Annotated in this window: 8 protein-coding genes; 3 read left to right on the forward strand and 5 right to left on the reverse strand. The window is 56.3% G+C overall.

Annotation, left to right across the window (positions count from 1 at the left end; all coding sequences use genetic code 11):
- Positions 1-183: 183 nt before the first annotated feature.
- Positions 184-1,581 carry a helix-turn-helix transcriptional regulator gene (locus tag DMP06_RS09725; protein ID WP_123209546.1) on the forward strand — a complete coding sequence of 466 codons (1,398 nt, stop codon included), beginning with the start codon at positions 184-186 and terminating at the stop codon, positions 1,579-1,581.
- 312 nt (positions 1,582-1,893) lie between these two features.
- Here the strand turns inward: DMP06_RS09725 and DMP06_RS11905 are convergent, their stop codons facing one another.
- Positions 1,894-2,118, reverse strand: coding sequence for a type II toxin-antitoxin system PemK/MazF family toxin (locus DMP06_RS11905; RefSeq protein ID WP_123209547.1), 225 nt, complete (start codon positions 2,116-2,118; stop codon positions 1,894-1,896).
- 494 nt (positions 2,119-2,612) lie between these two features.
- Here DMP06_RS11905 and DMP06_RS11910 point away from each other — a divergent pair, with 494 nt between their 5' ends.
- Complete coding sequence (locus DMP06_RS11910; RefSeq protein WP_220092558.1) at positions 2,613-2,774, forward strand: IS3 family transposase; 162 nt, start codon at positions 2,613-2,615, stop codon at positions 2,772-2,774.
- Here the strand turns inward: DMP06_RS11910 and DMP06_RS09740 are convergent.
- Positions 2,734-3,666, reverse strand: coding sequence for an IS1634 family transposase (locus DMP06_RS09740; protein WP_148042527.1), 933 nt, complete (start codon positions 3,664-3,666; stop codon positions 2,734-2,736). The two genes, DMP06_RS11910 and DMP06_RS09740, sit on opposite strands and share 41 nt — an antisense overlap.
- Positions 3,667-3,915: 249 nt before the next feature.
- Here DMP06_RS09740 and DMP06_RS09745 point away from each other — a divergent pair, with 249 nt between their 5' ends.
- On the forward strand, positions 3,916-5,307 hold the full coding sequence (locus tag DMP06_RS09745) for a helix-turn-helix transcriptional regulator (protein ID WP_123209549.1): 1,392 nt from the start codon (positions 3,916-3,918) through the stop codon (positions 5,305-5,307).
- A 58-nt stretch (positions 5,308-5,365) separates the two neighbouring features.
- Here DMP06_RS09745 and DMP06_RS09750 read toward each other — a convergent pair whose 3' ends face one another.
- The 3 genes from DMP06_RS09750 to DMP06_RS11915 form a co-directional block, all read right to left on the reverse strand.
- Positions 5,366-7,093, reverse strand: a complete 1,728-nt coding sequence (locus DMP06_RS09750; RefSeq protein ID WP_161957893.1) for an FAD-dependent oxidoreductase — start codon at positions 7,091-7,093, stop codon at positions 5,366-5,368.
- 419 nt (positions 7,094-7,512) lie between these two features.
- Positions 7,513-8,055 (reverse strand): IS1634 family transposase, encoded by a 543-nt coding sequence (locus DMP06_RS11360; RefSeq protein WP_420820463.1) that lies wholly within the window; start codon positions 8,053-8,055, stop codon positions 7,513-7,515.
- Positions 8,013-8,114 carry an IS3 family transposase gene (locus DMP06_RS11915; RefSeq protein WP_420820464.1) on the reverse strand — a complete coding sequence of 34 codons (102 nt, stop codon included), beginning with the start codon at positions 8,112-8,114 and terminating at the stop codon, positions 8,013-8,015. The genes DMP06_RS11360 and DMP06_RS11915 overlap by 43 nt, the downstream gene beginning before the upstream one ends.
- Positions 8,115-8,125 lie beyond the last annotated feature (11 nt).

Consider the following 8,125-nt stretch of genomic DNA (forward strand, 5'->3'; position numbering starts at 1 on the left):
TCTTCCCTTCTTCTCGTTGCTATGGCGATTCACAGCGCGCTCTTCAGCATCGCTTTTCGCCATTTCTCGGACGAGACAGGATTACCCCATGACAAGTCGTAACGAGGCGAATATTTGGTATGATTTCTCAGAGTTATAGGTTGAAAAAAGGGTTGAATTGCCAAGTCAGGTAAAGGTTTATTCATGAGCAGAGCAGTTTCGCTATCACAGTTGAGAAAAATACCGTACGCTCTTTCCCTGGCATTTGCCTGCGCATGGATGATTGACCCATCTCTTGCTGCTCCCGACGCCTTGCAAGCGCTCATCCCCTTCGCTCGCTACCCCCATCTTCTCGCGACGGCAATAACGTTTGCGTTCATAGCTATCGCCCATCAGCAGGTTGGTCAAATAACTGCAAAAAGACCCATTCTCGCTACGGCATGTCTTCTCTGCCTTCTGTGCTTTGCGCTTGCCCTAGTGCTCAAGCACCAGGAAAGCGATGTGTTATTCTTGCCCATTTCTTTTTGCCTGCTCATGGTTGTTTTATGCCAAGCGCTGCTGCTACTTACCTGCCTCAAAGCATTCGCCAACTTGTCTATGGTCGACTGCATGCTGGCTCTCATTGCGTGGCAATTTTTCGTTGCGATTCTCCGCTGTATTGCGAGCATCTGCCCTTCTGGTGCCATCTCCCTCATCGCACCATTAATCATCGTGCTGTGTTTTGCGAGAAAATCGACGGTGTACCTTTTGCAGCGCAACCTTGTAATTGCCGAAGAAACCGATACTGGGGCAAACTCGATATCGAAAGATTTGCGTCAACCTGCCAAGCTCATCGCCATGAATACGATTGTGGTATTCACTATTCAATCGCTGCAGGGCCTATCATATGTATCCGTGGCAGGTGTCTCATACTTGGGCCTGCTCATTGCTATTGTCGTGACGAGCATTGTGCTTGCCATAAACAAACGCATTATCAGGATCGGACAACTGTGTTTTTCCTCAATCTGCTTAATTGAACTTGGGGTTGTCGTTTTCTCGCTAAGCAATGCACACTCTTTTGAGCTAGCCTCTATCGTTCTGGACGCAGCGTATATGGCTTTCTCAACCTATTTCTTTGTTTCGCTGTGCAATTTCTGTCAGCGCAGCAAAATGGATCCGATCCTCATGTTCGCAATGGCTTATCTGTTCGAGCAATTATCAGCATTTCTCGCCGACGCTCTAACATTAGCGTTGGGCCCTGGAGTTCACGTCTTTTTCCTAGTGGTGCTCGCAGGGTTCGGCACGCTGACCCTCATTCTTCTCTCAGACGAGGACGATTGCCATTTTCTGCACAGCTCCGTCCTTGACAAGGAAAAATGCCTTGACCCAATCCGATATTTCGCCACACTGGCCGATACCTGCTCCTCGGTTTCCATGCAATATTCCCTATCGCGACGCGAGAGCGATGTTCTCTTGCTGCTCGCGCAGAAGAAAACGGCACCACAAATCAGTGCCGATCTCGTTGTGAGCCTTGCCACCGCGAAAACCCATATTCACAATATTTACAAGAAGATTGGCGTGCACAGCCGCCAAGAGCTGTATGACTTTCTCGGCTTGTCATAACAGAGTAATGCCCGACTTCATCACAATCTGCGTAATGAGATGCTGAAAGCGGTGGGGCGAATCCTGCTCAAGAACCTGGGGTTTCACACTGCGCGCGGGCTTCGATTGTATGCGCTTTTAGCAATAGAGAGGATGGCCCCTGTGGACCCTATCGTTCATCGGGCCATGGGTTGAATCGTCGGCAATCCGAGCTCTCTTTTGCCCTCTTGAAACGTGCAAGGCGGTCGCTACATTGACGATGTCAAACTATGGAGCTGCTCCGAGAGACCCGTGAAAAGCTTCAAAGCACCCATGACGTTCTCCATATTTCCGTCATCGAGGGCTGCCGCTCGCAGCACGAGCCGCAAGATCCACCGACTGGATGCCCTCGACTTGAACAAACCCATAAATCGGGTTATCTTCAGCAATGGGAATGTGAAGAGGAAACCCATTGTCTTTGGAAGTAACGGGTGCAATCAGCGTTAAGGAGGCGAGAGAGTTCATGCGAAAGGGGCTTATTACCACCCCGTAGTGCCAACCTGCAGGCTCATGGTTCACCGAAGGGTTGGAGTTGTTTTTATCACGTCACCATGCTCGAAGATACCAAGCATGACGCTGTCCCTCTTCACAAACGCGTGCTTTCTGTCCGGTAAAGCTGGCCCCGCCATCCCATTACAGTCTGAATCGTAGCTGATCCGAACGTCTCGATTAACCCATCGTCGTCGGATTACGATTGGGCCATGTCCTTGGGGGCCGCCGATCGGGCGCCCGCGGACGGCCGTCTGCCCCTGCCCTTCGAGAGCCCCGGGGGGGGTGTTGCCGACGCGGGCGTCGCTGGCTCAGACGACTGATAGGAAACTGCCGGGCTCCGCTTCCGACGCGCCACGGCCAGGTAATGTGGGTGTCGCGGCGGCCAGCGTCCGATCGACCGAACGATTGGAGGATACCATCATGGCCGAAGCAGAATCCAGCGGAGTGTTGATGTGCAATAAGAATTAGCCCAATCGTGCATCGGGAATTGAGCAGCCCGGGCATCGCGAATTGAGCGTTTCGTGCAAGTTGGGCCGCGCCCCGCATCCGGGGGCGCGGCCCCGTCGTATCGTCTCCACTACATCCACTGGTACAACAACTTCAGGCTCCACTCAAAGCTGGGCTACATGAGCCCCGTCGAATTCAGGAAGGCGGGACTGTTCCTCGAAAAACTGTCCAAATAAGTGTTGCCAATCCACGATGTTCGCGGAGGTGTTGAGGCCCTTGTCGGCCACAATGACCACCCGCTCCGCCTCGGGGTCGTCCTTCTTGCGAAGGCCCCGCCTTCCTCATGACGGGCAGCATGGTCAGCATGTCGTTCTCGTTGCCGGGGAACACCTCGAAATCCAGCGGGATGCCCTGGGCGTCGAGCAGCAGCCCCATCTGCACGATCGGGCTGCGCCTGTTCTCCTTGCTGACGCCGCGCCTGCACAGCCCGTCCCCGTCTTCGTTCTCGACCTCGAAGTAGTAGTTGGTGACGTCGTAGTACAGGCGGGTCCTGTCGCGCCTCCCCCGGGTCTTCTCCAGCGACGCGTTCATGTGCCTCACCAGCGCATCGGAGTTGGCGTCGATGTAGTCGAGCGAGCGGCACACGTCGTCGAGGGAGAAATCGCACTTGCGCGGGAAGCGGCCCCGCCCTTCCCACGCCGCCTTCTTGGAGGACGGCGCGCTCAGTCGGTTCCAGACGAGCAGCTCGAGGATGCGGCAGGGGTCGTAGTCGAAGCCGCGCGCCGTGCGCTTGCGCTCGAAGAAGCCCCATATCCCCAAGTCGCGATGAAAGTATGCGGATGGGACGGCGGCGCCGAGGTCGATGCGCGACTCGGCGCGCTTGTCGATCCTCCTCGCCGTCGAGAGCTTCACGATGACGGGGGACGCGGCCTCCCTCGCCGCCTCGTTGCGGCGGGCGATCTCCTCGTCCCACCACGCGATGGGGTCAGGGCACTCGGGAGTGGCAAGCTCGTCGACGTAGCCGATGGCTTCGACATGGCGGGTCTTATTCTTGCCGTTCTCGCGATAGCTCTCGGCTATCGCGAGGTAAATCCTGCCGTTGGGCTTCTTCCTCTTGTTCAGATACATGAAACGGCTTCTGACCTGCGGATACATATACCGAATTATATCATAACCACGTACAACCATGTACTGATATAGTCATAAAAGTTGACAAAAAGAAAGAGCCAAAAACAGCTCATGAACTGGGGTGATGATCCTATTAGCTGGCTAAACTAGCTGCAAAACTCCGGAAAACGGGCATCCGTCAAAATGCCGTGGGATATAATGAGATCGTCGAACTGTGCAGAGGGGACGGCAAGAGGAGAGGGCGGCTGAATGGCGCTTGCAGAGAAGGCTCAGGGTTTCTTCGTTCAAGGCTTAGACATGAGATCTCTGCGTGCGATGGTGGGCTTAGCCTCCTTGCTTTGTGCCGAGCAGTCGTTTTTGTTTCGCCCTGGCATTGATCAACTTTTCTCGGGTGATTCCCCCCTCTACCCCGAGGCCGTGGCCGTGCCGTTTATGGCGCTTTTTTCCCTGGTGTTCGTTGTTATTGGCGGCAAGTGGAGGAGCGTGAACAAGAACCGGGCCCTTCAGGTCGGTGCGTGCATCTGCGGCATTGCCGGTTGCGTTGTGTCTACTGCGACAGATTGGCCCGGTTCGGCCCTGCTCGCGACTGCGCTGTTCCTCCTGTTCTCCACGACGATGCTCGTTGCATGGATGGAGAGACTCGCGTCTGTGTCCTCGATGGGATTAAGGGGCGTCTTAGTCGGACAAAGCGCATCGGTTCTTCTCGGAGGTTTCGCGACGAGTTTTCTATCTTATCCCCTTTGGGCGGCGGTGCTGCTGGCAGCCCTTTCGGTTTCTCTTCTGCTTTTGGACGGCAGCGGAGGCGAATCGGAGCCGCTTCTGGCGAAGCAGCCGGAGGCGACCATTTCGCGACGGCCCGTTTTCGGTCTGCTCCTCGTGGGCTTCGTGGTGGGCTGCGTTCAGTCGTCGGTTGCCCAGGACGGCACGTGGAATCAGTGGTGGAATCTGGGCATGGGCGTTCTAACGCTCTTTCTTCTCTGGCTTTTTCTTTGTAAAGTGCCGGATCCGGGCCATGGGCTCGCGTTGAAGGTCGTCCTTACGTTGTCGTTCGCCGCTTTGTGCCTCATGCTCTGTTTTCCAGGGAACGGGAATGCCGCTTTCTGTCTTGCAAGCTCGGCTTTTGGCTTGCTGTGGGGCGTTGTCTATTTGATCGCTATCGAGGTCGTTCGCTCGACGAAGCAATCTCCGACGAGGGTATTTGGCGTCGTGGGCTTTATGCTCTACGCAGGCTCGGTCCCTGTGCTGTGGGTATCAATGGCCGGAGGAGTTGCCGGCGACGCGAGATTCCTCGGGCTGCTCATCGGTCTTTTGGCCGGCGTGACGCTTTGGGTTTTCAACGACCGCTCTCTCGACGGGCTGCTCCGCGGTAGCCCCGAGAGCTCCTTCTCCGCTCCTTCGAACGTGGATGCCTGGAACGCCCTTGCTTCCGAGTACGGATTGACTCCCCGAGAGGTGGAAATAGCTATGCTCTATACCCAGGGAAGGAGTGCGCCCTTCATTGCCGAGCAGCTCGTCTTGAGCGAGAGCACCGTCAAGTCCCATCTGGCGCACTCCTATGCCAAAACCGGGGTGCATTCGAGGCAGGAGCTTATCTCTTTGCTGGAGGCGACGGAAGCAGATAATCGCCCCCTTTCCCGGTAGGGAAGGAGGGCGAAGGGGAGGATTGGAATGCCTGCGTGCTGGAATGCCTGCCGTGCTTTTACAGGGCTGCGAGTGTTTCTCCTATCAAGTAACCAGCGGTAAGGGCGATGCTGTGGCTGGCTCCTGCGAGCGTTACCGGATAGGTGACGCCGAACCGGCCTCCTTGGGTGTTGCCGATGGCGTATAGCCCACGAATGGGATCGTCCTGCTCGTCAAGGCATTGGGATTGGCGAGTCGTGTGCAAACCCGACATTGTCACAAGCAGGCGGAGCTTGTCCACGGCGGGGTTCTCGTCCTGAGGGGTGAATCGAACGGCGTAGAAGGGTGGTGTCTCCAGTTTGAACATGCGCTCCGGCGTTTTGCCGAAATCCTCATCGATGCCCTTTTCGCAAAGCTCGTTGTAGCGCTTGAACGAGGCCAGCATGGAGGTCTGAACATCCTTGTCGACGTCGAGCTGGGCGACGAGCTCCTCAAGCGTGTCGCCGTGCGCGGTGGTCCACTCGTCGATTGTTTCCGCCGCATCGGGCATAAGGAGCGTGGTGTAGGCGCCGAGGCCCGCCTGCATGGCGCCCATCTGCTCTTGCCAATTGCCATCGAAGAACTGATAGATGGTCTTTTTCGGTTGCGACATCATGTTGATGGTGAAGTGGTCGATTGAAAGATCCTCGTTTATGTAGCGCTCTCCGTTTGCATTGAGCTGGAGGAAGGCATCTACGCCCAGGATCGAAGTCAAGGTCGAGTGAGCCATGGGAACATGGGGCGCATTCTCCACTTTTGCGCCAATGCTACGCCCCATCAGCAGGCCATCTCCTGTATCTGCAAAGTCCCCGTTGGCATCTGTGTGGGGGTAGGCCAACGTATAGTAATCAATGTCGCTCCAGATATGGGGAAGATACTCTTTCATGAGCTCGTCATTATGCGTGTAGCCGCCAGTTGCCAGCACGACGCCCTTGGAGGTGTTGTACTGGGTGTAGGTGTCTTCGACGAGGTTGTGGACAATGACGCCTGTTACCGCGGTGCCATCGTATACGAGTTGGCACGCGCGAGAGTTGAATACCGTCTGCGCACCGGCCTTCTCGGCGGCGGCAACGTTCGCCTCAAGAATGGGCTGATGGCTAAATTCGGTCTGCGAGGCGAAGTCAACGGCGGCCATGAAGATCTTCTCATGGTCGCGCCCTTCCTCGTAGGCGCTCTCCAGAAACGGGGACTTCGTATAGTACGTGCAGCTCATAGCGTAGAGCTCGTTTTCATCGGCAGGAATGGCGGCAAAATCGTCGGTCCAAACCATATTGGGGTTGTACGCGTCGCAGTACCAGTCGACAGCCTCGCCGCAGTGGCGTGCGAAATCAACGAGGATTCCCATGTTGGGGTAATGGCTGCCCTGGATCATTATTTCGTTGGCTATTTCGGCCGGAGGAACGTCAGCAATGTTCATGGAGCGAGCGCGGTCGGTGTTGAAATAAGCAAACGTGCAAGAACGGGAGGAAGGAGTGGCGCATCGTTCGATGCCGATGACCTTAAGGCCGTGCTCGGCGGCCGAGCGCAGGGCCGCAACTCCCGCAATGCCCAGTCCGATGACTGCTACGTCCACCTCGACGGTCTGACTGATTTGGCTCTGTTCGACGGAGGGAAGCTGTCCGTTTTCCCGGGCATCGATGTCTCCGGTCGTGTCGAGTGCTTCTTTGGTGGGGGAGGGGGAGCATCCGGCAAGCGTAACGCCCGCTGCTCCCACTCCAGCGAGAACTGCGCCCGAGAGAAACGACCTTCTTGAAATAGGGGTGCTCATCCTGATTCCTTTCGCTGTCTCCAACTGGCAAGTTAATCTGCTTGCGCTGAGGAAAACATAGGGCTTAGGGCACGTGCTTGTCTTCGTACCGTTCGATGGAAAAAAGAAAAACGGTGCATCGTACGTTTCGTACGATGAGATTGAGCTGGAATAATGAAATTGACGGATGGGATAGAAGCAGGGATGTCGGTTGCAGCATTGCGGGGCGTACGGGTAACGATCGGGCTGCGGTGTCCATGAGACGCGGTTCGTCAATGATGGCGCAGCTGGCCTTCGCGTTTGTGCACTCCTGGCGGGTGGCGGCCGCGGTGTGGTCATCCTCGTGCTATGACCTGACTTTTGCAGCTAAAAAAGCCGTTCTCCTACATTGAGGTGGGAGAACGGCTTTTTCTCTGTGACGTTTTATGTACTGGAACCGGTTAGCTCCTCGGTTTTCTCACATCCGCCATGATCCGGCCGATCTGCTTCTTCGCCAGCACCTGTCTAGACAAATCGATCCCCGCTGCGGCTGCGAGCTCGTCGGTGAGGTCGGTGCGGTAATCGAAGAAGTAGACGTTCGAGTCGAGATGGTGTCCCGTGACCTGCGAAAGATCCGCGGCGATCTCGCCTGCGCTGTGCTTCCTGCCCGTGTCGAGCTGCATCAGGCGCATGACGAGCAGCGCCACGTAGCAGGCCAGGAAATGCGCCCTGATGTGCGTTTCGGTCGACACGTAGACGGGGCGGGCCCCCATGTCGCCTTTGAGCACGCGGAAGGACTCCTCGATGCGCCAGAGGCCGCGGTACGCCTCGATGATCTCGCGGTCGTCCATCTCCTGCTCGCTGGTGATGATGCAGTAGTAGCCGTCCAGGGCCTCGTCTGCGGCGATGCGCTCCTCGTCGAGCACCCAGTGATCTGTGCTCTTTTTTGGATTGGCAACACTTATTTGGACAGTTTTTCGAGGAACAGTCCCGCCTTCCTGAATTCGACGGGGCTCATGTAGCCCAGCTTTGAGTGGAGCCTGAAGTTGTTGTACCAGTGGATGTAGTCGGACA

Origin of the sequence: Slackia equolifaciens (assembly GCF_003725995.1) — a bacterium.
Classification (GTDB): domain Bacteria; phylum Actinomycetota; class Coriobacteriia; order Coriobacteriales; family Eggerthellaceae; genus Slackia; species Slackia equolifaciens.